The 25,108-nt window shown below is 34.7% G+C and carries 22 protein-coding genes; 5 read left to right on the plus strand and 17 right to left on the minus strand.

The features are described 5' to 3' along the window. Positions 1-445 precede the first annotated feature (445 nt). Positions 446-1,357, minus strand: a complete 912-nt coding sequence (locus ACFQZ1_RS15915) for a VanW family protein (protein WP_377883170.1) — start codon at positions 1,355-1,357, stop codon at positions 446-448. A 383-nt stretch (positions 1,358-1,740) separates the two neighbouring features. Here ACFQZ1_RS15915 and ACFQZ1_RS15920 point away from each other — a divergent pair, with 383 nt between their 5' ends. The 3 genes from ACFQZ1_RS15920 to ACFQZ1_RS15930 all read left to right on the plus strand — a co-directional run bounded on the left by ACFQZ1_RS15920 (position 1,741) and on the right by ACFQZ1_RS15930 (position 5,457). After that, complete coding sequence (locus ACFQZ1_RS15920) at positions 1,741-2,802, plus strand: DUF3900 domain-containing protein (protein ID WP_377883171.1); 1,062 nt, start codon at positions 1,741-1,743, stop codon at positions 2,800-2,802. 650 nt (positions 2,803-3,452) lie between these two features. Continuing rightward, positions 3,453-3,929 carry a phage integrase SAM-like domain-containing protein gene (locus ACFQZ1_RS15925; protein ID WP_377883172.1) on the plus strand — a complete coding sequence of 159 codons (477 nt, stop codon included), beginning with the start codon at positions 3,453-3,455 and terminating at the stop codon, positions 3,927-3,929. A 214-nt stretch (positions 3,930-4,143) separates the two neighbouring features. Next, on the plus strand, positions 4,144-5,457 hold the full coding sequence (locus tag ACFQZ1_RS15930) for a thermonuclease family protein (RefSeq protein ID WP_377883173.1): 1,314 nt from the start codon (positions 4,144-4,146) through the stop codon (positions 5,455-5,457). Positions 5,458-5,631: 174 nt separating this feature from the next. On the opposite strand, the gene ACFQZ1_RS15935 is transcribed toward ACFQZ1_RS15930, so the two are convergent. From ACFQZ1_RS15935 to cspD, 8 genes are all read right to left on the minus strand, one after another. Continuing rightward, the gene (locus tag ACFQZ1_RS15935) at positions 5,632-6,960 is read right to left on the minus strand and encodes a glycosyltransferase family 4 protein (protein WP_377883277.1); all 1,329 of its coding nucleotides are present in this window, start codon (positions 6,958-6,960) and stop codon (positions 5,632-5,634) included. Positions 6,961-6,999: 39 nt separating this feature from the next. Next, entirely contained in the window at positions 7,000-8,055 is a 1,056-nt protein-coding gene (locus ACFQZ1_RS15940) for a phosphotransferase (RefSeq protein WP_377883174.1), read from the minus strand. A gap of 5 nt (positions 8,056-8,060) precedes the next feature. Next, complete coding sequence (locus ACFQZ1_RS15945) at positions 8,061-9,236, minus strand: carboxylate--amine ligase (protein WP_377883175.1); 1,176 nt, start codon at positions 9,234-9,236, stop codon at positions 8,061-8,063. Next, positions 9,226-10,554: a glycosyltransferase family 4 protein gene (locus ACFQZ1_RS15950; protein ID WP_377883176.1), complete on the minus strand. Its 1,329-nt coding sequence runs from the start codon at positions 10,552-10,554 to the stop codon at positions 9,226-9,228. The genes ACFQZ1_RS15945 and ACFQZ1_RS15950 overlap by 11 nt, the downstream gene beginning before the upstream one ends. Continuing rightward, positions 10,551-11,207 (minus strand): PIG-L deacetylase family protein, encoded by a 657-nt coding sequence (locus tag ACFQZ1_RS15955; protein WP_377883278.1) that lies wholly within the window; start codon positions 11,205-11,207, stop codon positions 10,551-10,553. Before ACFQZ1_RS15955 ends, ACFQZ1_RS15950 begins: the two co-directional genes overlap by 4 nt. A gap of 362 nt (positions 11,208-11,569) precedes the next feature. Beyond that, the gene (locus tag ACFQZ1_RS15960) at positions 11,570-12,112 is read right to left on the minus strand and encodes an AarF/UbiB family protein (protein WP_377883177.1); all 543 of its coding nucleotides are present in this window, start codon (positions 12,110-12,112) and stop codon (positions 11,570-11,572) included. A gap of 704 nt (positions 12,113-12,816) precedes the next feature. Next, entirely contained in the window at positions 12,817-13,671 is an 855-nt protein-coding gene (locus ACFQZ1_RS15965; protein ID WP_377883178.1) for an exonuclease, read from the minus strand. A gap of 127 nt (positions 13,672-13,798) precedes the next feature. Further along, the gene (gene cspD / locus ACFQZ1_RS15970; RefSeq protein WP_035430809.1) at positions 13,799-13,999 is read right to left on the minus strand and encodes a cold-shock protein CspD; all 201 of its coding nucleotides are present in this window, start codon (positions 13,997-13,999) and stop codon (positions 13,799-13,801) included. Positions 14,000-14,501: 502 nt separating this feature from the next. Between cspD and ACFQZ1_RS15975 the strand changes: the two genes are divergently transcribed. Continuing rightward, positions 14,502-15,614 carry a phosphodiester glycosidase family protein gene (locus ACFQZ1_RS15975; RefSeq protein ID WP_377883180.1) on the plus strand — a complete coding sequence of 371 codons (1,113 nt, stop codon included), beginning with the start codon at positions 14,502-14,504 and terminating at the stop codon, positions 15,612-15,614. 51 nt (positions 15,615-15,665) lie between these two features. On the opposite strand, the gene ACFQZ1_RS15980 is transcribed toward ACFQZ1_RS15975, so the two are convergent. Further along, complete coding sequence (locus ACFQZ1_RS15980; protein WP_377883181.1) at positions 15,666-16,283, minus strand: acetate uptake transporter; 618 nt, start codon at positions 16,281-16,283, stop codon at positions 15,666-15,668. Positions 16,284-16,501: 218 nt separating this feature from the next. Then, positions 16,502-16,954 carry a ferritin family protein gene (locus tag ACFQZ1_RS15985; protein ID WP_377883182.1) on the minus strand — a complete coding sequence of 151 codons (453 nt, stop codon included), beginning with the start codon at positions 16,952-16,954 and terminating at the stop codon, positions 16,502-16,504. Between the two features lie 135 nt (positions 16,955-17,089). On the opposite strand from ACFQZ1_RS15985, the gene ACFQZ1_RS15990 reads away from it, so the two are divergent. Further along, positions 17,090-17,842: a (S)-benzoin forming benzil reductase gene (locus tag ACFQZ1_RS15990; RefSeq protein WP_377883183.1), complete on the plus strand. Its 753-nt coding sequence runs from the start codon at positions 17,090-17,092 to the stop codon at positions 17,840-17,842. Positions 17,843-17,867: 25 nt separating this feature from the next. On the opposite strand, the gene ACFQZ1_RS15995 is transcribed toward ACFQZ1_RS15990, so the two are convergent. The 6 genes from ACFQZ1_RS15995 to panF form a co-directional block, all read right to left on the minus strand. Next, positions 17,868-18,707: a GNAT family N-acetyltransferase gene (locus ACFQZ1_RS15995; protein WP_377883184.1), complete on the minus strand. Its 840-nt coding sequence runs from the start codon at positions 18,705-18,707 to the stop codon at positions 17,868-17,870. Between the two features lie 70 nt (positions 18,708-18,777). Further along, on the minus strand, positions 18,778-20,286 hold the full coding sequence (gene argH / locus ACFQZ1_RS16000; protein ID WP_377883186.1) for an argininosuccinate lyase: 1,509 nt from the start codon (positions 20,284-20,286) through the stop codon (positions 18,778-18,780). Between the two features lie 100 nt (positions 20,287-20,386). Then, a complete protein-coding gene (locus ACFQZ1_RS16005) occupies positions 20,387-21,487 on the minus strand; it encodes a serine hydrolase (RefSeq protein ID WP_377883279.1) in 1,101 nt (366 codons plus the stop codon). A 122-nt stretch (positions 21,488-21,609) separates the two neighbouring features. Then, positions 21,610-22,617, minus strand: a complete 1,008-nt coding sequence (locus tag ACFQZ1_RS16010) for a nucleoside hydrolase (RefSeq protein ID WP_377883187.1) — start codon at positions 22,615-22,617, stop codon at positions 21,610-21,612. A gap of 230 nt (positions 22,618-22,847) precedes the next feature. Beyond that, the gene (locus tag ACFQZ1_RS16015) at positions 22,848-23,222 is read right to left on the minus strand and encodes a DUF3888 domain-containing protein (protein WP_377883189.1); all 375 of its coding nucleotides are present in this window, start codon (positions 23,220-23,222) and stop codon (positions 22,848-22,850) included. Between the two features lie 446 nt (positions 23,223-23,668). Continuing rightward, a complete protein-coding gene (panF, locus tag ACFQZ1_RS16020) occupies positions 23,669-25,108 on the minus strand; it encodes a sodium/pantothenate symporter (RefSeq protein WP_377883190.1) in 1,440 nt (479 codons plus the stop codon).

Genomic DNA, 25,108 nt, shown 5'->3' on the forward strand with positions numbered 1-25,108 from the left:
GTACAGATATTCCGCCCGGATCAATGACCATAAAACTCCCATCTACTGCTGTTAATTTATAATTTTTGCTAATAAGCGTTCCCGTACTTCCTGTAAAGAAAATCTATTTCGGCTACATCACATAGCACAACATAACTCAAATGAAATCACCTTCACAGGAACCCATGTTTGGTTTTATAATTAAACTAATTCACGTGATAAAGGAAGGCTGATATGAAAAGTTGGACAGAACAAATTATAATTCACACACCAATTGACCATGTATTTTCGTAAAATTACATAACAAAAAAGGTGCTTCTTATGTAAGCACCTTTTTTGTTATTCATTACAATCCACTATTTTTCTCTATTCAAATTCCTTTGACTCACACTTTTTAATGGAATGAAGTACTACATTTATCCCGCTATTCGCGGGTATGGAGCCCCCAACTGATGGAAGCTTCACTTTATCTTACAGCACGTACCTCTGCGATTAATTTCTGACCTTCTATGTACATCACAAGCTTAACTGGAGTATCATTTTGATTTTCGAAAACTAAATCTAAATAAGGATACGCAATCGTTGCATCTCTACCTTTAGGTACATAGCCTACTTGTTTGGAATGTGTTGATCTCTCTACCATGTTTAATCCTGCTTGATCTGCAGCATTAAACAGTGTAGAAGATGTTTGACATACACCACCGCCATATCCATCTACTAATTTACCATCTACAATCTCTTTTCCTATTTGGTACCCTTTATCAGGTGTTGTATCACCTACTAAAGCGTTGAAGGAAAATCTATCTCCCTTTCCTAATATAACTCCATTGACAGTACTTGCAGACAAACGAATATTTTCTATTCTACCACCAGTAGAACCTCCTAAATTTGTTTCATATCTTCCTAAAACTGCTCCATTACCTGTTCCATCTTCCGGTTTTGCTACAGGCTTTTTCTCTACAATCGGCAGTTGATAAGAAGAAGACCACAATCCTACATTCATTAATTGATCGATTAACTCTTTTTCCATTAATTCATAAGAGGGTTTCCCTTCTATCCATTTACCATCACTTGTCATACGAGAAGGAACCATCTTTGTATCGATGCTCTTTCCAATTTCGCTAACAACTTTTGTAACTTCCTTTTTAAATTTCTGCTCATCATCAAAATAACCTAAACTTGCTAAATCTAATTTTTTTACTTCTTTTCCACTTCTTCCATCTACTAAACTTATACTTTTATTTACTTCTTCCTTCGCTTGTGCAACATTCTCACCTGCACCACTCACTAATGTAACCTCACTAGCCTTCGGACTACATCCGCTAACTACACCTATACATAGTGCCCCTAAAATCAATCCTCGAACCTTATGTAACAATCTACTCTCTCCTTTTATTCTCTGTCTTTTTCTATTTCTAATTCAAACAAGTCTATGTATGATCACATTATTTCACAACATTACTTTTATTACATTATCATTACATTTCTGTCATACTTTAAATTACTCTTTTCTTTCTTAAATGTCTACATATATTTACTAAAAAAATCTTTAACTTTGTTAAAAATTTTACCCGCCTTTTCTATCCATTATATACCAATGAGCGCATTGGAGACAATTTTTATTCATTAATATTTCACTATATTGATAGTACGTATTTTTGTAATGAATAATCACTCATTTTAAGGTAACTGTTTAATTGACGAATGTTTTCTCCATCTCTATACTGAAAAGAGTTAACGAAACGAAACAAGGTGATAATCATGGATTTTGAAATCAAATTTCTTTCCTTTTACGTCGTACAAGTAGACGGACAAGGTGAACAAGCAGATAAGCGCTATAAACATTTTCAAACGTTAGATGCACAAGAATACGAAGATAGTCCACTAAAAGACTTTCTAGACGGCGAATTATTAAAAATCTCAAAACGAAAAGTAGATCGTCATCCAAAAAGTGAACAAGTCCCAACAAAAATAGGCCGCTTTATTGTTGAAGTTGGACACGAGTTAGATTCAAATCCGAACTACAACCTATTTAACCGTATTCGCTTTGCAGAAACGAAAGAAACATTCAAAGATGTAAACGAACCACTCGTTTATACATATATTGATACAAGTGCCGTACGCGGCGGCGTATTTCTTGTTGCCCAAGCAAAGCTTCGCAAATACTTCGACGATCCGTTCGTCTTTGTAATGAAATGTGACTTCGAACCAAAAGTTGCTTCTATTTCTGATGAAGCAACACTAATCCGAAACGTCGAAATGGCAATCACAACAAAAAACATGAAGTCGATTCAATATCCATACATGCCAGAAGAAGGCATCGTGGAAGTTGGCGAACTAAAAATCCACCAAGCATCACACGCTCGCTACTTCGAAGACTTCTTAAAATTCGTAGAATACGAGCGTTCCATGCCAGAAATTATGAAAACACAAGTTATGGATATGGTATACGACCAAATTGAAGATGTGTTTGAAGAAGGTACAGAAGAACGGGAACAATTCGACCAAGCAATGGAAGTATGGGCAGCAAGTCCAAAGCGTGAAATTATGGAGCACTTCACAACGGAAGAAGTAATGGAAGCTACAGCGCAAATTGTGGAGCATACCCCTGAGATTGAATTAAAGCTAAAGGCAGACCATATTTCAGTGAAAGCCTTACTTGCGGATTTTGGAGACCAGATTCATATTGCGAAGGTTAATGATAAATATGTATTGATGATTGAAGCGGATTCGCTTACGTTTGAAAAAGGATTCTCCCCTATTGAGTTTTTGAAGCCCGATGAGCTGGAGAAGGTTGTAGAGCGGATTGCGAAGAAGTTGTGATTTGAGTACATTTGTGACTAAAAAGAATTAAATAATATGGCCCTATTGTTTGTACTATATTTCATTCAATTAATCATTGATATCCAGATACTTCCACTACTTCATAATAATATAAAAATAATAAAAGACTATGGATAGATTTATTATTCGTAGTCCTTTTTATTTATAAAGGAAATACATACGTACATCTTCCAATTACCATAGCATAAGCATACTTTTGTATTATATAGCATCTCAATTTCAAACTTTAACTTTTCGTTTACCTCTTATCCTACTTTGATTTGAAGTATTACACACATACTACAGGTTCTACTCAATATGGTTCTCATCATCCTATCCTTAGCCCAATATTTAGGTACGAGTGATAAACTAACTGCACGCAACGAGAAATTTTTTCTTGCAGCAGAAAATTTAAAGGCAGACAAGGAATGATTCGTATAGATTTTGGCTATCCCTTCAATATTCTTTTATTCCTAGGATTAAATACCAATTGAGCTACTCCACCTTGACAGGGTGGAGGTCGCTGGTTCGAACCCAGTCGGGATCTATTATTAGAAACCGTGTCAAATCAACGTTTGATACGGTTTTTTATTTCCCGTTGACTTGACGCGCGGTGGCGATTGCCGTTCAAACACAAGGGCAGGTTTTCTATGACATCTAATAATGAAGGACCCATTTCAAGACGTAAAGAGAAACGTGCGAAGAAAAAATTAAGAACATTTGCTACACAAACAATTGACGATTTATTCAAGAAGTTCTATCACGCTAAGATTGCTGAAGAACGAACTGCACGTACTTTGCATCAGTATAAGGAAAATTTTCGATACTTTACGTATTTCCTCGATTACAAGGATCTTAGCAGAAATATAAATACAATTTCGATTGATGTGATCCGCAATTACGTAGTATTTATGAAAAATGAGAAGGTACAGTTTGAAGATCATAATTACAAACCAGATGATTGTAAAACAGTTGGTCTCTCCCCTTCTACGATTAATACACGTCTGAAGACATTACGAATGATGTTCCGCTTTCTAGTCGAGGGTGGATTAGTTGAAGAAAACCCGATGAAACAAGTGAAGGACGTAAATGAACCACAAGAGCAAATTGACGTACTGACGCGATAGCTTATTCACGATTACGCAATTTCGCATCCATGTTTGTCTATCATCAGACGAACTCCGCTAACAATACACCCATTATCTTGTGATAAAGTAGCCCTATATAAATATCTCCACTGACAAAACATACAAATAGATTAATTTCTATTTTGGAAATTGTCATATTCCTTTATAATAGATAATATTTATTTTATATATATCAATTTTAGGAGGATACTAGATGAGCGTTTTGATTGGACTTACATTTCTAGCAGCTATCGTATTTGCTGTTCTTGCAGTAGTACAACTTGTCAAGCGAAATACGCAAGAGGCACGTAAATGGGGCAAATACACTGTTATTATTTTATTACTTAGCATAATTTTCGCTGGCTTTTCTGGAGGATTTTGGAGTGGCATAGCTACAATTTCCTTTTTTACTCTTCTTGGAGGAGGAGGTTTCACATTATTTGCATGGAAACGGAAACATCCTAAACTAAAAAAAATTTCATTCATACCTCTTGTGGCATTAATAGTTTTTATAGTCAGTGTTGGACTAACTCCTACTTCTAAACACCAAGTGTCTGCTCAAAAAACAAAGATTGAATCCAAAGCCGAAAAAGCGAAGACAGAGGCATCAGAGAAGAAAGAATCTTCTACAAAATCAACTACTGTTACAGAATCCCCTAAACCAACAACTTTCGAGTTAGATGGGGTAAAATTAAAAAAACCAAACGTTATGACTGCAACAGTTCAGTCCGTAACAGATGGCGATACCTTCAAAGCGTTAGTAAACGGCAAGGAAGAAACTGTTAGACTTACGTTAGTTGATACTCCAGAGACTGTTCATCCGTCTAAACCTGTACAACCATTCGGAAAAGAAGCATCTGACTTCACAAAGGAACAACTTACAGGCCAAACAGTAGGATTAGAACTAGATGCTCAGGAACGTGATCAATATGGTCGATTACTGGCATATGTATGGCTTGGGGACAAACTTTATAATGCGATACTTGTAGATAAAGGGCTTGCTAGAGTTGAAGTATTTCCATCAAATACGAAATACATAGATCAGTTCCGTACTATTCAAGACCACGCACGTCAAACAAAGGCTAATATTTGGAGTTTAGAAAATTACGTAACGGATAGTGGATTTTCTGATAATGTAGGACAGCCACAAGTTGCTGCTGCACAACCCGCACCACAGCCTTCTCAAAATACTAACGTATACTACAAAAATTGTTCTGCAGTAAGGGCAGCAGGTAAGGCTCCTTTACATCGTGGGGAACCAGGTTATGCCAGTCATTTAGATCGTGATGGTGATGGGATAGCGTGCGAGAACAGCGATTTTGATTCTGCTCCAGCGTCACAACCAAAAGCAGAGCCAGCGCCACAACCTAAATCAGAACCAGCACCGCAACCATCTCAGAATACTAATGTATACTACAAAAATTGTTCTGCAGTAAGAGCAGCAGGCAAGGCTCCTTTACATCGTGGGGAACCAGGTTATGCCAGTCATTTAGATCGTGATGGTGACGGTATCGCTTGCGAAAGGTGATAGTTACATTTTATCAACAAAATTATGTCTGCTTTACAATAAGAGAAAAGGGTAGAAGACAGCGTCTGTTACCCTTTTCTCTTATTCATTATCACAAGAATGAATACTTTCGTTTTTTCATTTAGGGTATACATAGATTCACCATTCCTTCCACGAAGGCATTCCATACAGGTTCTACATATCGCTCATAAAAGATTGATAGATTCTTTCTATCTTTGAGACCATCACATCTTGGGTTAGATGTTGTTGTGAATAGGCCTGAGCCTCTCTTCCTAATTCTTCACGAAGACTCTTATTGGTTAAAAGTAATTTAAGAGCATCGGAAAGTTGTTGCACATTCCCTGGTTCACAAATGATTCCTGTTTTTCCGTTTTGAATCATTTCTGGTATACCACCACAATTTGTTGTAATAATAGCTTGACGAGAAAACATGGCTTCAATAATTGAAATTGGAAAATTATCATTAATAGTAGATAAAACATAGATTGTAGAAGATGAAAGAATTTCGGGTATATCTGTTCTCCTACCAAAGAACCTAATATTGTCGAGACCAAGTTGTAGCACTTGATTTTCTAATCGTTCTCTCATGACACCATCACCAACAATCCATACCTCTACATTAGACAAATATTGTCGAATTTGTGAGAGTGCTTTCAGAAAAATGTCATGACCTTTTCTAGGAGAAAGGCGGGAAACACAGGAAATTACAAGATTATTATTACACTTCTGTTTAGCTATAGGAGGTTGCTGAAAATGTATACCTGTATGAGCAGTAATCAATTGTTCTGTCTTTGCCCCGTATTCTTTTAAAGGAGAATGAAAAGAATTGCTGATCGTTATAATTTGATCAGATGCCCTTATTCCCTGTTTTTCAATTTCACTAAAATACGCTTCTTCAATTGACCCTTCTTTTATTTTATCGAACTTTAATCGACTTTTTGTAAAGTGTCCATGCGGTGTAAAAAAAAGAGGTTTCTTATATTTCAAATTTAGTTGTCCTAATAAAAAGACAGCGAATAAATCTTGCGCATGAAATATATCATATTGTCCTAGAATTTTTTCTCTTAAGAAAGAATTAAACACGTTCAAAAAACTCGTGTTTTTTATAATTTTTTCATTAACTGTACCATATCGTTGTAACATAAAATCCCTTGCATATGCAGCAGCCTGCGGAATGTCTTGCTCAAGATGAACTGCTGTCATTTGAGCAGGAGAGATAACATCTACGTCATGACCATTCTTCTCAAAGCCTGTTTTTAAGGAAGTAATATAGTTTGATAGTCCTCCCGTATTGGGGTATCTAAAAAATGTTACATAAAGGATCTTTAATTTTTTCGCTTTACTTAGGATACTACCTTTTTTGATTCCAAACGTCTGAAATGATTTGGTGATATGATTTTTTTTACTATCTATTTGATAGTATTCATCCATTATTTTTAGCAAGCTCGGATGGAAAGGACAAATGAATTCATTTCGCTCTTCCTCTGTTGTATTCAGAAGTATCTCCCCCTAACTCAGCTGATGATGAAAATTTCATATATGCTATAAACCTAATTCTCTTCCCCAAGTGGATATTTTTTCGAGGTGATACGGCAATAACTCACCGCCGCGGTTATCGAAGATTCTTCGTAATTGGGTATGCAGTCCTTTTTCTAATGTTCTCTGCAAATATGCCATTTTATAAAGGTCCATTGGAGCGGTTTTAAATGTAATGCCATTCTTCTTCATTTCTTTCGCATAAAATTCCACACAATGTGTGCGAATTTCTTCCGCATGGCCCTGCCAATCTTTTCTGAAACCTAATAATATTTCAACTAGAACAATCATATCAAACCAGACGGGTGCATATTTAACTGACTCCCAATCAATAAATTGAATATTCCATGGTGCATTTAGTGTCACATTGTTGCTGCAAATATTTTGCATATGAAGATCACCATGCGTGATTGATGAACCATTTTCAAATAATTCCGGGAAAAAATCCGGTCCCTTATTACATATTTTTACTAGAGATTTATAATAAGGTTTAATGATCTCCCTTAACCGGTCTTCTTTCATCGCATCATCAAGAAAATTGACCGTCTTTCCAATGTATTTTGTTCGATCATTTCTCATGCGGCTCGATTCATAAATAGGGAGCCAAGATTCCCAAACATCTTTATGCTTTTTCATATTGTCTTCAAATGTGTGAGCATGAAGTTTAGCTACAGTAGGGATAATGTAGTCAAAATGTTTCGGAGAGAAAGTAATCTGACCGCGTACTTGGCGTACAAATTCCATGAATATCCAAGTTTCATTTTCATTTTGTTCCATATGATATATTTTAGGAAGAAATTCTTTCAATATAGGATAAGCTCTATCGTATATATTAATCTCTATTTCATTTTTGTAATCTGCTGAATTATATATTTTTAAAATGATAGGATAGTAACCTGCTTTTGTTCGAAGAAATAATTTGTATATACTACTTCTTCTTGTTGATTTTAGACACTCAATGTTATCAGGATCAATATCAACTCTCTCATTCATCGAATAAGAGAGTTTTTCTGAAATTTTTAATTTCCCAAAGTAATTTAATAATACTTTAGTCTCGTACAATGTTTTCATTCCTTTCGCTTTCGTTTCCAGGCATTTATCAAATGTGACCATGTACTTCTAATAAATGGCATTGGATCATCCCATGCAAACAAAGCAAATTCTTTTTTGCCCCGCAACCCTTCATAAAAATCTCTCAACGTCATTTCACCTCGTTTTTTCTTATGGCGAAAAGTTAAATAATACCGTACAAGATAGATCCATTTGATATCATCTTTTTGCTTGAGTCTCGGTACCGGATTTTGGTTGGTTAAATATAAATAATACATATATACAAAATCGATCCCAGCAGGGCCCGTCAAACTATGCGTTAACCAAAAACGAGGGTTTATTTCAATAAACTTATAAACGCCATCCCTAGGGTCTTTTTTAAACTCCGCCATAGCAATACCCTTAAGGTTTATATTTTTAAAAAAAGGTAAGCATATGTCCACCAATTCTGGAACTTGTTTACTAACGATGTGAGCTCCTGTTCCAAATTCAGCTGGAAATTGATGATTCTTTTGTAAAGAAAATAACGCTAGTAACTCCATGTTGTCGTCATAAAATGTGGCAACTTTATAAAAACATTGATTGTCGCCAGGAATAATTTCTTGCAGGATGAGTTTTCCATGCTGTCGATACAGTTTATACTCATTTCTAAGTTGGTCTGGATTCTGTATGAGAATAGCCTTTTGATTTATCTTTTTTCGAAATTCATGTCCTAAAACCGGCTTTAATATACAAGGAAAATCGAGGGTCAATATCGCTTCTTCCAGTTGTTCTTGTTCCTTAATCACATACGTTTTAGGACATGGAATATTATGTTTGACCGCTAGTTCATACATTTTATGTTTATTTAGTGTTTCTTCAACCAACGAATGCTCAGGAAACAAAAATAAATAGTAGTTAGACAGCTCCATTCGATATTTTGAAATGAATACCACATAATCATCTGCACCTGTATACAAAACAGGTTTCAGTTTAAATTCTTTAGCCAAGTTAATTAAAAAAATGAGTAATTCCTTTTCTTCGTATAAAGGGCTTGGGCATACTCCACATGAAGCTAGACGTGATTTTCCTATTTTATAAGGCTTCTCTACATCATATGCATAGACCTTGATTCCTTTTCTTGCTAAGCTTCTAATAATTCCAATTCCATTAGCACTTAGATCCAGTACAACTGCTGCATGTTCATGATTCATAGAGCTCTTCCTTACCAAAATAGTTTTTGTAGATTTTTTCGATATTTGCTACCATTGCATCTCTAGTTAAATACTTCTTTGCAAATTTTCTTGCGTTTTTACCCAATTGCTCTCGTGCTTGCTCATTTTCAATAGCGAACCTTAATGCACGTGCCAATTTTGTTGCATCTCCTGCATCGACAAGGATACCTGTCTTAGAATGTTTAACCAGTTCAGGTATACCTCCCGATAACGTCGAAATGACACAAATTCCACTATGCATGGCCTCAATAATAGAAATAGGTAGGCTATCATTTAAAGTTGGAAGTACAAAAATATCGGTTTTACTTAAAATGTCTGAAACATCATCTCTTTGCCCTAAAAACTCCACCATGGAAAGATTCAAATCATCAACTTTCTCTTCTAACTTGTCTCTCATCTCACCATCTCCGACAATGAGCAATTTAACGTTATCAGTATATTTACTTCCCATCTGCGAAAGGGCGTCAAGTAATACATCATGGCCTTTTCTTGGACCTAATCTAGCCACACATGTAATAACGAGCTTCTTATGCTCTGATGTATTTTTTGTACGATACTTATCAGGATAATCAATACCTGTCAATACAGTTGTCATGTTCTCTTGTGCTGCACCCAACTGCATTAATGGCTCACGAAATGAATCACTGAGAATAATAAGGTGATTAGCAAATTCAATCGCCTTTCTTTCTAATACTGTATAATAGGCTTCTTCTATTGAATCTTTTTGAAATATGCCAAATCTCACCCGATTAAAAGTAAACATCCCATGAGGTGTAAATAGTAATCTTTTTCCGTAATATTCATTAATTCTTCCTAATATATTAGCTGTAAACAAGTCTTGCGCATGGAAGATATCATATTTTTTTAATTTGATATTTTCAAGTAGCATTTTTTCGAAGATATACATATTTTTGAGATTCCTGGCAATTGTACTATTATAACTTTCATAACGTGTTTTAAAAAAATTTTTTAATTGAGGAACAACTGCTTCACGTATGTCTTCTACTCGGCTTTGAGAAAATTGATTAGGAGAGATAATATCGACGTGATGTCCCTGTTGTCTTAAACCTTCACTAAGTGCTGTAATATAATTGGATAACCCACCTGTATGAGGATAGTCCCAAAACGTAGCAATTAATATAGATAGCTTTTTCTTTTTAGATATCTTTGAGTCTGTATTTTTATTACGCTCTTGCATTGTACTCTTCTTTTTTTGCGATGAGTATGAACGAACTCCAAAATATTTATCCATTGTTTTGATTACATATGAATATGGAAACTCAAGCTTCATTTTCATTTCCAAACCCTCCTTATCACTTCGAACGCTTCGGCGTATGGCACACCAATCGTCATCCCCCTAACTCTTCCTAAGTATTGAACTCCTTCATATGAACGAGGATGAGGAAAATCTCTCATTTCTACATCGTAATGTTTAAGCGCAGCAATCTTCGAATCTATTTGATCTGTAATGTTGACAAAATAATTAGGCTTGAAAGATTTATCATTTGTGTGGATATTCCATTCACTAGAGGAAACGGTTTCAAATGTAATCAATTCTATCGGTTGTTGGTTTGGTAAAGGTCGAGTCGCAGTCAAAACCGCTTGAAAGGTAATATGATGATCAATATTGAGATCTCCATAATGATGTGTGAAGATTTTGTTCGGTTTATAAACCTGTATTAGTTTTTCTATTTGTTTCGTTAATTGATGCAGTGGAATTAACTCCAATTCTAAATTAGCATTTTGGAGGAATATCACTTCTTCAATACCTATCTCCTTATTTGCACATCTGCCTAGTTGTTGTATGTGATGAGCTTCCTCTTTTCTTCCTAGAGCAGTAATAATTGAAACTACGTGATGTCCTTCATCTACTAATCTTTTTAAAGTTCCGCCAGATCCTAATAACTCATCGTCAGGATGTGCGCCAATGACTAAAATACGCTCTTTCATTAGTATTCTCACTCCTTGTACTTCTTAATTTATGATTGATACCGCAAAAAGAAACCGTCATTAGCGGAAAACCTGCTTTTATTTATTACTAATAAAAAATACTCCAGCTGTATAATCTACTGAGGTTTACATGTGTATTTCAGTCTTACATGATATAGAAAACCTGCCATTACTGAAAGTTCTCTTTCCCCTTCAACAATGGAAATATCTTACCAATTAAGCACATACCAGTAGTTATCCTTCCTTTTTCCTCTCGATCTTGAGGGAAGAAGTCTCATCGCCTACAAATTCTGAAAAACAAGCGTTCAGTGGTTTTAACATTAAAAAGTATTACTTCCAAGACGCCTCGTTTTTTATCGATATTACATCCATTTATTATAAAGAGAAGGCTGTATATTCTTCACATGGTTCAAAAAATCTTTTGCTAGTCCAAATTTTTCAAGTCCCTTTAATAACTTAACTGGAACCTGAATATTTGAAGTAAAAGCTCTTTTATGGTCAATGACTTTTAGTTGACCCTCTTCATTTATTAAAATATGTCTCACCTCTGCATCCCATCTAGTAAATCCTATCTTTTTTAATTCATTCAGCATAATTAATATTTTCTTAGTTAATTCTTCTGTCATTTTTTGTTCTCTTTTCAAGTAACCGGCAAGAGAAGTACCATGTATATACTCAATAACAATATAGTTTTCTCCATACTCATAAAGCCGTGGAATAATAGGTGATGATTGTCCAATTATCAAAGCTTTCAACTCTTTTTTTTGAGTTTCTTCCTGATAAAATATTTTCACGCATTTATCATAGGCTAATTGATATACTTCTCCATCCTTCCCATTCCCAATGAGCTTACATTTTTCCACATCTCCTCTACTTATTCTTCTTTTTTTAAAGTATGATTTCATTTTATTGCCCCTTCATTATGATTTTGAAAAATTATATATCATCTCATATTCTATGATTCATCCCTTACATATGTAACCTAAACTAATATATATTTTTATAAATTAATTCAATTCATATATTTTTTAGTAGATACTATTTTAAAATCTTAAAATATGTTAGAAATATATATAAAATTAGAAAAGGTTATTCATTTTGAATCAATAGAAAAAAGAACCAAGTAAAATGATGCTTACCTGTTCTTCTATTCAGTGTTTATTAGAAAAGATTGAAGCGTTTTCTCTATTATCAAATGTGAGTTACATCCATAGTTATTCTTAAATTCAAGAAGGATTATATTATGATTTGGAGTTACTTTTTATTATTATCAATATGGAAAGTCTATATATTGGGGATGAATTAAATTTATTCCGCATGAATGGACTGAATATCGAGAGAACCAAAGAAGATAGGCGGGGGCTAACTGCCCGTAAAAACCCGATTGGGCGGACTTCCATGAGTGAGGATGAAGAACCCCCTACTGATAAAAACTGTTACCAAGCAGGCTTTTACAGGGATTTTCTTTGTTTTACATACTCTTGGGGTGGAGTCTTACTGTCCGCAAATAACAGGATAAAAAACTTTTATAGCAAACCATGACGCCGTTTCTTTTTGCTTTCACTTCCACAGGTATACTATCCCCAGACCCGTGCTCTTCTTATAAATCCTATTGTGTTTTATTGCCTTGATTATTATGATTCATTGCGGCCAATACTTGAAGTTGCTGTTTAGCTTTTCTCAAAGCAGTATTGAAGTAATTTTGTAACAGTAGTAAAGTCGTATGATCGATATGATATTGATCATATACATTCTCCCATGTCTTACTATTTATGAATGCATCCCATGTCAAATGAGAATATCCGTTTTTCTTTACCTCTTTAAATACCCATCTCTTCATTTTCTTTTTACCTTTATCTGTTAAAGAGCCATTTTTTACGAGTATAAGTTCTACACTTCTCTTATATTGTTTATGAATATCCTTTTGCTTAGCTGCCATGAGAAATATATTCGCAGTATTTTTGGCGTCTGAGAAAGCACGATGTTGTTTTCCTTCCCATTCTAAAGCCAATTGTGTCACTGCAAGTTTTAGGCTTGGTGGATTTAGGAATAACTCTTTATATGCATGAAATACAAATCTCTGTAAATCAAATCTTCTTTCTTTTCCAAGGTCAGGACATTCCACATTGTGTCGTACACAATCTTCTGTGAGAAATCCGTAATCCTCTTTCCCCCACGTTACAAACATATAATCTTCTCCAACAAACTCACGAAATCGCTCAATTACCTTAGGGAATTTTTCTACACCTATTACATCTTGCTTTGTAATTCCTGTTAATTTTGTTGTATGACGAGATAGGGATGCCGATGGTTTCACTAACGAAGAGAAAAACTCGATCATGCTCATTGTACTTGCTTCAATCTTAATAGCACCAATATCAACAATTTCCGTTGGAGCATCTGATTGGTAAGGTCTAAAATTTCGCTCAATATCAAATACAATATAATATTTTGGTTCATACATATTACATACCTCTTCCTTATCTCTTCTTAACATTATATCCCTAATCTCTAATATGTATTAATAAACAATGTTGCAGTATTTTAGGATACAAAAAAAGAGAAGGGAGTTCCCTTCTCTTTCATTTCAATTACTTTTTAGTTACGTTAGTAGCTTGTGGTCCACGGTTACCTTGTTCAACTTCGAAAGTAACTTCTTGGCCTTCTTCTAAAGTCTTGAAGCCGTCGCCTTGGATAGCTGAGAAGTGAACGAATACGTCTTCTCCACCTTCAACTTCGATGAAACCGAAACCTTTGTCAGCGTTAAACCATTTTACTTTACCGTTTTGCATGAAAAAATCCTCCTAAAGTATGTACCTTCATGTACATGTCCATTTTCAACCACTTTACAAATAATAATTAGACATTAAAAAACTGCAACCCAGAGAAGATTTAACATTGCTATCCCCTCTTAAGTTACAGCTTATTTAAATCTCTATGGTATTAAAAGTAAAATGGTTTAACATCACTATACACCTTTATTAGAAAAAAAGCAAATGTTTATTTCATGTTTTTTCGTAACTTCAGCAGTTGGCTGAGTTAACACCTTTCCATTCTTTATTTTTTCTATTGAATTATCTTGAATTTATTTGCTCCTGCCGTTCAATTTTTTCATTCAGTCATTATTTATCTGACTGTTTGCATCATGATTTAGCAATATGCATTCATATTTATCTCTTGTCAAATTTCTCATATCATAATATTGTATATAAGTCTACAACTCTAAAAATCGAATAAAAAACGGCTTGCTACACATAAGACTAAATAATGAATTATATAAGAGGAGTTCACGAAATGAAAAAATATCTAAAAAGAGCAATAAAAATATCCTCCATTTTATTACTTGTTTTCATTTTAATTGGTGCTGGTATTTTATTTGGTACTCCCTATGGACATAAATTACGTGTAATTGCTGCGGAAAGTATTCTAACCTCACAACACCGTGATTTAGCAAAATTCACTTTCTTATCACAACAAGAACTGGATGATCTTTCAAATTCTATTTATAATCCAAAATGGCAAAATAGCGAATCTCTCAGTTTTCAGAAACTTTCAAAAAAACAATTAGAAGAGAAAAAACATATGCCGCTTCATGTGAAAATCGAAACCGTTCAAGAAAAGTATGAAGATCACTATTTCGAAGGCAAGCTCATGACAATTAGTAATCCTTTTAATGTAAAACTTGTAACGCAACAAGGTACAGAAGGTAAAGATGTTGGTGAAAAAATTTACGTGATGGCAAAGCGAAATCACGCACTTGCAGCAGTAAATGCTAGCGGATTTGCAGATGAAACGGGACATGGGGGCGGTAAAGTCGGCCTAGGTATTGTTATCGAAAACGGACAAGTTATTCATACACCAAAAGATATAACTACACCAACTCTTATCACCGGTTTGACAAAATATGGGCAAATGATAACAGGTAATTACTCTGCACAGCAATTAATGAATAAAAATGTTGTTTCTGCAGCAGGTTTTATGCCTCAACTTATCGTAAATGGCGAAAAAATGCTTACAAATGACGGAGGCTGGGGATATGGTCCGCGAAGCATTATGGCTCAAAAGAAAGACGGTTCGATTATGTTTCTTATCGTAGATGGTAGACAACCTCACAGCATTGGCGCTTCTTTAAAAGATTGTCAGGATCTTTTATATAACAAGGGAGCTGTAAATGCGATGGCTATGGATGGTGGTTCTTCTGCAACTATGTATGCCCTAGGAGATATATTAAACATTCCTTCCACTTTATCTCATAAGTCTCGTTACCTTCCAAACAGTTGGGTTGTAACTGCTAATGACAATCAAAAAGTGGATGTAACAATTGACGGTCACACGGCAGACGCCGCAAAGGTTGCAGAAATTATGGGAACAACCGCTGTTGCTTCTAACGAAACAAAAAAAAGCTAAGTATCTTACAGATACTTAGCTTTTTTTCTGTTTCATTCACGCTGCTATGTTTTATTTTTTGAAGATACCGAATGGCTTACCAACCGGTAATACAACTTTTCCAAAATGCGTATTTAATACCGCAGCTGCTGATCCATAGAATGAAAGCAATGAAATAAGCATTTCAGAAATTGCTGCTAATTTATGCATTGCATGTGGTATAACACCTAAAGTACTAAATGAAAGACCAATAAATAAGAAATCAATAAGTACAAAAATCATAAATAATACCTTATGTGTTTCCATTGCGCCAATTGTCATAAATAAGCTGAAAATTAAATAACCAACAAATGCTACTCCAAGTTGCTTTGGATCAACAGTTGCTGCTAATTTTTCACCAAATACGCCAAGCTGAATTAACCATGATGTACCAACGCCAAACCAAAACAATGCAAATCCACCAAACGCTGTTGTACCGAATGTATTGTTATGCTTTGCATCGTTAATGCATGCAAATAATTGAGCAAAACCTCCTAAAAAGATTGCCCATGGCAATACAAATGAAACGCCACTTGTTAAACCAAGTTTTTGTGAGGACGCAACAAGTGTAACCATTGCAAGTCCAAACAATCCTAGTGCAGACGGATCTGCTGTTGTCATTTTTACATGATGTGTAGTTTGCTTTTCCATAAAACCCTCCTGATTTAAACACATACTTGTATACAATACTGAAATCAGAGGGTGCTGTCAATCGTTTTTATTAATACCTATGAATTGTGAATCTTCATATAGTTCATACACATATTTCCCTATTTCCAACGGTTTAATTTTTATGTATTTCTGTTTCTCCCACCAATTTCATTCATTGATCAAAAAAACTAGACAACTTTGTCTAGTTCCCTAAATTATTATAAAGAAGATAATAAAAAACCAAAGCGCATTGCGTGCTCTATTTCATCCGTCATCGCCCGAAAGAAAACATCTCGAACTGCTAAGTTTTGTGTTAATAAATAAGCATTTCGATAATCTTCATACGCTTCTAGTTCATCTTCATACGCACGTTCTAATCCTTCTTTATAAGAAGAATATTGAGTTTGCACCACTTGATACGTTGGCTGTTGTCCAGTTAATGTTGTAAACAATTGTATAAATTGTTGTAAATGTACTTTTTCGTCTTCTAATGCATGCAAAATATCTTTTTTATGTCTCGCATTTGGTGCTTCTTTGACAAGTCGACTATAAAAATCAATCGCAGCTGCTTCGCCTTTAATGGCTTCTAAAATAGCCTGGGACACTTGGTTATATGTTCCCTCATATATCCGATATAGGTGATTATACGAATTCGGGGTTACATAGTACATACTTACTCCTCCTCGAAATAATGCATTACTCTATTGTATGTAGACGCATTTATTTCGTTCAGTTTAGTTTATCTTCGCTTATAAAAAAAGAATATCTTATACTATTACATATATAGTGAAAGGAGATTTAGATATATGCGTTATGTAATAGTAACAGGAACTTCTCGAGGATTAGGTGAAGCAATTGCTACACAATTATTACAACAAGGAACGAAACTCATTTCTATATCACGTAAACAAAATGAACAACTCATTGAAAAAGCACAACACCTTAATATTCCATTTGATTTTTATTCATTTGACCTACAAGAAGTTCATCAAATTGAATTATTGGTGGAAAATATTTTTTCAAACATCGATGTAAAAACTGTTTCTTCTATTCACCTTGTTAATAATGCTGGTATGTTAGCACCAATGAAACCAATTGAGCGGTCAGAAAGTGAGCAATTAATTGCAAATGTCCATGTAAATTTATTAGCTCCCATATTACTTTCCTCAGCCTTTATGAAACATACAAAAGACTGGAACATAGATAAACGTATCGTTAACATCTCTTCTGGCGCTGGTCAAAAACCATACTTCGGTTGGGGAGCATACTGTACAACTAAAGCTGGTATTAATATGTTCACAAAATGTATTGCAGCAGAAGAAACTGACAAAGAATACCCAGTAAAGATTATTTCTTTTGCACCAGGCGTCATAAATACAGACATGCAGGCAGAAATTAGACAAACATCAAAAGAAGATTTCATTCATGTAGAGCGTTTCTTAACATTGAAAGAAGATGATGATTTACTTTCACCAAATTATGTAGCAAAAGCCGTTATTGATTTATTAGAAACAGATACCTTTCAGCAAGGTGGTATTATACGGATTGATGAAAAATAAAAAACTCGCTAGCAGCGAGTTTTTTCTATTGTTTAGATTCTAAATATAGTAGAACCGACTCCATAATTAGTTCATAACCAATTTCTTGATAAATTTTGTTAGATGTAGGGTTAGCTAAATCAGTATATAATGAAGTTGTAAGATATCCATTATCCAACATATATTGACTTAGTGCTGATACACAATTTAAAGCATATCCTTTTTTACGTTCTACCTGCGGAGTATATACAAAATTAATTGTGATATTACGCTTTGTTGGTCTTGTAACAGCTGCCATTGAAACTAACTGTCCTTCCACTTCCCACCCAAACAAGTGCTGCCTTTCAATTAATTCAGCTGCAGTATGCACCGCCTCTTCCTTTGTAATTGCTAAATTTACCTCTTCACAAAAACGGTATACCCAATCTTCAATTAGATCTTGTTCTTTTAATTCTATTCGACGGAAAATCCCATTATTTCTAGCCTTCTTCTTTATCTGCTTTAGCCCGTATACCCCTTGCTTCATTTTAATTTGAATCGATTTATTTTGTAACTCCGCAAGTTGTTCAGCTAAACGCTCTACCACCCGTTTTTCCCCAATTAACCCGGGCAAATCAGGATATGCAATCGCTAGTTGCTGTGCCAGTTCTTGTATATCATCTTTTCCTAAAGGCGCGGACTTCGCTACGATAACTTGACGATGATGTGTTTGAAGCATAACGTATACAAGTTCTTCCTCCTTTGTAGCTGCTGCCATAAATAAAGGAAGCTGCGAGGACCGTAGTACACCTAATATTAAATTATTCTCTTGCTCATACATTTCTAAAAAAGGAAGAACATCATTTTTAAATTGTACAAAATTCGTATATACATTTAGTTGTATCACTATAATCTCTTCTTTCTTTCCTAATATATAGTGATATATTGGCGATTTACAAGTTAATTCCTTCTTTGTTTTATGAATGAATTATAGTTGCAACTAGTTTATTGACCTGTTTTTCAGCTTCAGCAAGTCGTTTCTTCACATTCTCTAACCGCTCACGCTGCTTTGAAACATTCTCTTTTCTTTTTTGAATCATACGCTGCATTTGTTGTAGACTCGGTCCGCCGTATACATTTCGCTTTGCAACAAACGAATGTGGTGAAATTATTTCATTCCACTCGTCTTTTGTTAATACAACCTGTAATTCCTTTTGTAAATACAGATTAATATCGACAAAATTTAGTTCATGTAAATCTTTTCTCTGTTCTTCTGAAAGTTTAGCTATAGAGCTTGCTATATGATGAGCACGGCGAAATGGAATATCATACTGCCGAGTTAGTGTATCAGCTAACTCAGTTATCGTAATTGCATGTTTTTTTGCACGACTTTGCAATATTTCCTTTTCAATTGTCATCGTGCGCACTACCGCATTCATTACACAAATAACTCGAATCGCTTTCTCAAATCCTTCATATAAATGAGGCTGTAAATCATCTTCTGTATCGACAATATCTCCAAACGGAGTATTATGAATCATTTGAAAGACAGTAAATGCTTCTCCCCAAGCACTACTTGCAAGAGATCTTGCATGCTCAATTGATACTGGATTGCGTTTTTGAGGCATAATACTACTAATTTGTACATAGGGATTCGCAACTGTAATACCGTTATATTCTTTCGTAGCTAATAATAAAAAGTCTTGAAGCCATCTACTTGTATTTGTCATTGTTATCATAAGCGCGCTACTTGTTTCCAATAAATAATCTGTACTTGCAATTGCATCATATGAATTTTCAATTACCTTCGAAAAACCAAGAAGATCTGCAACGCGCTTTCGATTAATTGGAAAACTTGTAGTCGCAAGCGCTGCCGCTCCTAATGGAGATTGATTTACAGTATGATAAGCGTTCAATAAACGCTCCGTATCACGTTGCATCACATCATAAATAGCAAGCATATAATGACCAAATGTTGTTGGTTGCGCTGGTTGTGTATGTGTATATGCTGGCATAATCGTTTCTATATGCTCCTCAGCTCGCTCTAGAATACTCTCTTGCAGTAATATAAAATGCTCGATGTATTGTAGAAGATAACGTCGTAAGCTCATACGATACATCGCCACTCCCATATCATTTCGACTTCGCCCAATGTGCATATTGCTAATCATATCACTGTCTGCTTCTTGTTGAATCAAATGCTCAACTAGAAAAAAGAGATCTTCATACTCCTTGCTGTATACGAACTCTTCTAATGGAACAGTTTTTACTTTTTCTACCGCCGCTACAATCTGCTTAGCATTTTGTTTTTTTAGCAAACCTTCTTCTTGCAACATAATGACATGTGCATGATGAATGTGAAACATGTCATCCAATAAATAATTCCGTTGAAAACAGAATATATGTTGTAGTATACAATCAGCATATGTTCTCCCTGGAAAGACTACACCTTCTCGCCGCAAAAACTCCTCGCTTCCCTCCCGCATTTTAAATAGCTCCCCTCACTTATTGATTATTAATCATCATACCCAGCTACTAAAAAAATGTGTTTATCCAAAGAAAAAAACCGATGCATACACATCGGCTTTACTTAATAACTGTTGCTTTATATTTATCACTTTGTAATATTTGAAAATGTAAATTTAATAAATGTTTACGTAATTCTGTACTATCTTCTTCATTTATATTATTCGCCAAAAAGACAATTTCTGTACAGTTCCCACGTTTGTCTGTTGCATATACAGCCTTAGACAAAGACCATGGTGTATACCCATTTTTTTGACCTGCATGTCGAAAATATTGACGATATTTTTTCCCTTGCATATCTGACTCAACAAGTTGTGACCATTCATTTTCTTCTACTTTTGTGAAACCTTTTTGATGATTTGCTTTCTCTAATAAAATCATATAGTCATTTGCAGAAGCAGCCGGGAGTTTATCTGACCAAATTTTCTCGTATTTTTCTCCTAAGAAAAGCGGAATTTCATTTTGTAGCTGCGGACCTTTTCGCTTTAAACGCTCATGTATTAACATCGCATATCGGCAATATTCTTCTTGCGGCATCGTTCTTAACTTTTGTGCTAATTGTTGCTTCGGAACATGTAATTCCTTGTACAAATAGCCAGGAATATACAAAGATGAGACAATTGGAAATAATGGCTGATGTGATGGTAATCCTAATTTATTTATATTTCCATTAATATTCTCTATACCAAGGCGATCCATTAAATACTCTGTATTTGCATTTGAGCTAAATTTCATCATTCCTCTTGCCACTTGTTCTAGCGTAACCGCATTTTCTTCTATAAGTCCTTTTTTCATTAAAACATTTTGCCATCTCTCATGAGCCCCGCCATCCGTCTTTGGAACGTAATAACGATTAATATCTTCCATTGACACAAGCTCATTTGGATCAATTCTTCCTTCCCCTACTTGTTTAGTAAACTCCAACGCTACAATGAGTTTCATCGTACTCGCTACGGGTAATACAACATTAGGATTTATAGAATATATCACTTTATCATTTCGTCTCACTAATAAAGCACTGTTTTTTTGATCTTTATTTTCTTCTACAAATGACGCAACATATTGTGCATCATCATAATTTGAACTCCATACTTTTTTCACAAAAAAATTACCTGAGATAATAAATACGAATAAACAAAGTATTGCTACACATAATCCAATTGTTCTCAAAGGGAATTCCTCTCCTAAACTTTGTCTTGTAATCTATTATAATATATTATTCATATGCAAAACAATAGAGGCAATCTATTAACAGATCGCCTCTATTATAACTTGTATACTGTCTACGTCATAACTCGAATAAAATCTTCAAGAAATTTCTTATAATTTAATTCCCAGCCAATTCTGACCCATTTTTTCATCGCTTCTGCCCTTGGCTGTGGTCTAAAGTCGGCAATACTTTCACCTTTTGCAAGACCATCAATATCAACTTCAACACGACGATATACATATTCTATCAAGGAAGGATTAACAACAGCCATCATTGTTACAACATCATGAACGGGACTTCCAACTATGTTCGGATTTAATTTTTTATAGGCTTTATAGTAATAATTAAAAATTGGTTCGATTAATTTTTTAAAATTTGTTTTTGTATTCTTTGTAATATATGTAACAGTATCAGGAGTAATGACTGCTTCATTTGTTACGTTCAGCGGAATTAACGAAACATTCTCAGCATATTGCATTACTAAATTTGAAGCAATCGCATCTCCGTGAAAATTTGCTTCTGCAACAGGGGTAACATTGCCTGGAACAAGAAATGCCCCACCCATAATGTAATACTCTTTTACGCTTTTCATCAATTCTTTCTCTAAAATAAAAGCCGTTGCTAAGCTTGTTGAACGCCCCGCATCAACGATAATAAGTTCTCCCTTGTATCTTTCAATAATCTCAAATATTTCACAAAATGGTTCCACATTCGCTTTAATCGTTTCTGGTGGACGAATAGGCCCTAATCCTTCCGGTCCATGTATTTCTGGATAGTACGTTATAAATCCTCCTGATAAAGGAATTTTTGCCCCATTAATAATTGGAATATCTTCTCTTCCAGCTATCTGCAATAAGTAAGCCGCATTATTCGTCGCCTGCTCTTGAGTAACGTTGCCATATCCTGTTACAATACCAACAATATCAATATCAGGATGTAATAACCCATACATGATTGCTAATGAATCATCAATACCAGGATCTCCAAGAAACAGTACTTTTTTCAAGGCATTCAACTCCATCCCATCAATTGCTATTACTATATGAATGAAAAAAAGTGTACAGAAGTAAAATATAAGCATTTTTTATCTCATATAAAAAAAGCATAAATATATTACATATACGTGTTTGGAAGGATTTTCATGTTTATTAATTTTTAAGAAATAATAAACAATCAGGAGAATCATGTTATCAAGACCTGAATTTAAAAAATCCTGATAATAAAAAAGCAATACATATTAAATATACAATATATACTATTGTTCTTTTTATTTAATTAAAGCATTCATTAGCTAAATAATATATTCGGGAATTACCCTTTAATTTCAGTTACGGTAACTTTCTGAGTTTTCACATCAAAAATTATAGTAACAGGACCTTCTGGTGGATTATGGGGACCTGTATAAGTATCATATTTAACTTTCACTATGAAATCAAATTGAGAAAATCCATTCGACACTCGTGTAACATTTAATATTTCTGCATTCCATAATCCATAGCTACGATTGGGATATTTTTCATTAATTGCTTCTTTAGCATAAGGGTCTAATAATACTAAAAAAGCATCATAAAAGTCAGTATGCTTTTCTTCAATACTACTTCTCTTTACTTCAGCCATCCCTTGATTCGATGAAATTAATCCTAAGACTGAAAATGTTACAATTAAGACAATAAGAGTATATTTCATTCTATTAGGCTACCTCCTTATTTTATCAGGTAGCCTTTCCACTTAATAAAATAATATGTGTTAAGTGAAGAAGTGACACTACATAACCTTTTGAAATCCCCCCACATTAACAGGCATTAAGATCCTCACCTCAAGATTCTAAGAACAATAAAGAAGATAAGTGTGGCCGTTGAAGTGATGGCATCTTTGTTGTTATCATCCATCTCACGTTTGATTTTCTTAGACGTAGAACTTCTGCTTATTGCTGCTCTATGTATTCTCTTAGTTACTAATAGTTGTACAGTGTGACTTTCAATATACCTTCTTTAATTATTCTTTTAACATGGTATACATAATAGGAAACAATATAAGAAAAAAGAGGACCTATGCCCTTATACTGGACAAAGTATCCTCTTCTGATTATAGTATGTTTCATTAAATTCTCTTGCTCGTTTTATATAAAACTTTTAAATTCGTTGTAACTTACGTGAAAATAACATACTTCCTATAATATAAGCAATAAGTGCTAAACATACTGGAAATACGACTGTATGAACACCAAAAGGATTAGGGAAAAACAAATGAAAACCCATATAAGAACCAACTCCAACAACAATAGAAGCAAGTGCTCCAGCAGCATTCCCTTTTCTCCAATACAATCCAAGTACAAGCGGCCAAATAAATGCTGCTTCTAAACCCCCAAAGGAGAATAAATTTAACCAAATTAAGAAATCAGGCGGCTTAATTGCTGCAGCATAAACAAGCAATCCAACAATCGCTGTAATCCATAGCGTTCCTCTTTTTACTGTTTGAGCAGCAGCATTTTCGTTTATGTAATTTACATAAATATCTTTAATAATGGAAGAGCTCACCAGCAATAACAATGAGTTAACTGTCGACATAATAGCTGCCATTGGAGCTGCTAAGAAAATACCAGCAAGCCAAGGAGGCAATACTTTCATCGCAAGCAACGGCATTACTTTATCAGGCACACTCACTCCTGGTAAAACAACACGGGCAAAAACACCCGTTAAATGCATACCAATCATAATTGTACCGACGACAACAGTACCGATAATTAAAGCTTGATGCATCGCTTTTGAATTTTTATAAGACATGGCACGTACACTAATTTGCGGCAAACCTACCACTCCAACGCCAATCAAAATCCAATATGAAGACACGTATGCCTTTGTTAAACTTCCGTCCGCCCCAAATGGCGTAATTAAATTCGGATTGATCTGTACAAGTTCATGCATAATTTTTGAAATACCACCGCCTGCAATAATCGTACCAATTAAAATAATTGTCGTACCAAGCAGCATAATAAGACCCAGTATTGTATCTGAAAGCGCAACTGCACGAAATCCGCCAATCAAAACATAAACAAGTACAAAAAACGTAAAAAGAAATAAAGACGTTGTATAAGAAAGACCTGTTAACGATTCAATTAATCTTCCACCGCCAACCCACTGCGCAACGGTTGCTGAAAACAAGAAAATAATAATACATAGCGCTGATAGAATAACAACAATTTTATTATTATATCTTCCTTTCAAGTAATCAATTAACGTAATAGCTTCCATTTTCCTTGCAGTAATCGCAAATTTCTTTCCAAGTACAGTTAATACAATGTAACCCGTTACAACTTGAATAGCTGCGAGCAATACCCAGCCAAGCCCCATGTTGTATGCAATTCCAGGCCCACCGATAAAGCTACTTGCGCTACCATACGTTGCAATCATCGTCATGGCTAATAATAGTCCACCAAGTTCGCGTCCGCCCAGAAAATATTCTTGCAAAAATTTGTTATGCGCGGTCGTTTGAACACGTCTCGACGCATATATACCAATTAAAAACACAACAATAAAACATAAAATCATTGGAATAATTACATACCAGTTCAT

The sequence above is a fragment of the Bacillus sp. CGMCC 1.60114 genome, from assembly GCF_042676365.1.
In the GTDB taxonomy this organism is placed as follows: Bacteria; Bacillota; Bacilli; order Bacillales; family Bacillaceae_G; genus Bacillus_A; species Bacillus_A rhizoplanae_A.

What these genes read in the sequence shown, in the direction of transcription:
- ACFQZ1_RS16015 (WP_377883189.1), bottom strand. Translation starts at nt 23,222, where the DNA reads ATGAAATATACTCTTATTGTCTTAATTGTAACATTTTCAGTCTTAGGA.
- argH (WP_377883186.1), bottom strand. Translation starts at nt 20,286, where the DNA reads ATGCGGGAGGGAAGCGAGGAGTTTTTGCGGCGAGAAGGTGTAGTCTTT.
- ACFQZ1_RS15985 (WP_377883182.1), bottom strand. Translation starts at nt 16,954, where the DNA reads ATGTACTATGTAACCCCGAATTCGTATAATCACCTATATCGGATATAT.
- ACFQZ1_RS15955 (WP_377883278.1), bottom strand. Translation starts at nt 11,207, where the DNA reads ATGAAAGAGCGTATTTTAGTCATTGGCGCACATCCTGACGATGAGTTA.
- ACFQZ1_RS16010 (WP_377883187.1), bottom strand. Translation starts at nt 22,617, where the DNA reads ATGCTTATATTTTACTTCTGTACACTTTTTTTCATTCATATAGTAATA.
- ACFQZ1_RS15960 (WP_377883177.1), bottom strand. Translation starts at nt 12,112, where the DNA reads ATGAAATCATACTTTAAAAAAAGAAGAATAAGTAGAGGAGATGTGGAA.
- ACFQZ1_RS15925 (WP_377883172.1), top strand. Translation starts at nt 3,453, where the DNA reads ATGACATCTAATAATGAAGGACCCATTTCAAGACGTAAAGAGAAACGT.
- ACFQZ1_RS15950 (WP_377883176.1), bottom strand. Translation starts at nt 10,554, where the DNA reads ATGAAAATGAAGCTTGAGTTTCCATATTCATATGTAATCAAAACAATG.
- panF (WP_377883190.1), bottom strand. Translation starts at nt 25,108, where the DNA reads ATGAACTGGTATGTAATTATTCCAATGATTTTATGTTTTATTGTTGTG.
- cspD (WP_035430809.1), bottom strand. Translation starts at nt 13,999, where the DNA reads ATGCAAAACGGTAAAGTAAAATGGTTTAACGCTGACAAAGGTTTCGGT.
- ACFQZ1_RS15920 (WP_377883171.1), top strand. Translation starts at nt 1,741, where the DNA reads ATGGATTTTGAAATCAAATTTCTTTCCTTTTACGTCGTACAAGTAGAC.
- ACFQZ1_RS15965 (WP_377883178.1), bottom strand. Translation starts at nt 13,671, where the DNA reads ATGTATGAACCAAAATATTATATTGTATTTGATATTGAGCGAAATTTT.
- ACFQZ1_RS15945 (WP_377883175.1), bottom strand. Translation starts at nt 9,236, where the DNA reads ATGAATCATGAACATGCAGCAGTTGTACTGGATCTAAGTGCTAATGGA.
- ACFQZ1_RS15975 (WP_377883180.1), top strand. Translation starts at nt 14,502, where the DNA reads ATGAAAAAATATCTAAAAAGAGCAATAAAAATATCCTCCATTTTATTA.
- ACFQZ1_RS15930 (WP_377883173.1), top strand. Translation starts at nt 4,144, where the DNA reads ATGAGCGTTTTGATTGGACTTACATTTCTAGCAGCTATCGTATTTGCT.
- ACFQZ1_RS15980 (WP_377883181.1), bottom strand. Translation starts at nt 16,283, where the DNA reads ATGGAAAAGCAAACTACACATCATGTAAAAATGACAACAGCAGATCCG.
- ACFQZ1_RS15990 (WP_377883183.1), top strand. Translation starts at nt 17,090, where the DNA reads ATGCGTTATGTAATAGTAACAGGAACTTCTCGAGGATTAGGTGAAGCA.